The sequence below is a fragment of the Mesorhizobium sp. M0060 genome, assembly GCF_040323155.1.
Lineage (GTDB): Bacteria > Pseudomonadota > Alphaproteobacteria > Rhizobiales > Rhizobiaceae > Mesorhizobium.
Genome location: NZ_JAMYUP010000173.1, coordinates 1 through 696 on the forward strand (window position 1 = coordinate 1; position 696 = coordinate 696).

The window sequence follows — 696 nt, forward strand, 5'->3', positions numbered from 1 at the left end:
GCCATGGTCAGTGGCGTGTTGGGCTCGGTTGGTGTTGTCGGGTCAGGGCATGGTGCCGTGACAGCGTGAGGGGCCGACGCGCTAGCGGCGCCGAACGTGCTGGAAGGGCGCCGACCCAGCGTCGTTCTCTGCCGACAATGCCGGCGAAGCCCCCAGGCGGCCTCTCCTCGGGGCTGGTCTGGCGCCGGGCCGGCCTCAGCCTGCAACGGCTCCGCCGACCTTCTTCCCCTGCGGCTGCGCCGCATTCCTCGCGGGGCAACAAGCTCGGCTGCCGCCGTCCTCCGCTCACGCTACGGCCCAAGGATGCAGTCGTCCGGTCCGTCGCCTCTCGACCGCCATCGAGGCCGCATCGGGCGGCTTCGAGCAACTCAGGAGATACGACAATGGCTCAGATCGGCACCTTCACCCGCGACGAAAACGGCGCCTACGCCGGGACGATCAAGACCCTCGCCCTCAACGTCAAGGCAACCATCAAGCCCTGCGAGCGCGACAACGACAAGGCGCCCGACTATCGCGTCACCGCCAATGGTGTCGAGTTCGGCGCCGGATGGAGCCGGACCGCCCGCGAGACGGGCGCAGAATACCTCTCGCTCAAGCTCGACGATCCGTCCTTCACGGCGCCGGTCTACGCCTCCCTCGTCCAGGGCGACAAGGGCGAGCACAAGCTCATCTGGTCGCGATGACCGGCCAAGGGCG

General features: G+C 68.5%; 1 protein-coding gene. It reads left to right on the top strand.

Annotated elements, in window-relative coordinates; translation table 11 throughout:
- Positions 1-383 precede the first annotated feature (383 nt).
- Positions 384-683, top strand: coding sequence for a DUF736 domain-containing protein (locus NKJ94_RS37455; RefSeq protein ID WP_352532813.1), 300 nt, complete (start codon positions 384-386; stop codon positions 681-683).
- The last annotated feature ends 13 nt before the right edge of the window (positions 684-696 follow it).

Bases quoted from the DNA above. Each gene is read 5' to 3' on its own strand.
- NKJ94_RS37455 (WP_352532813.1), top strand. From the start codon at position 384: ATGGCTCAGATCGGCACCTTCACCCGCGACGAAAACGGCGCCTACGCC.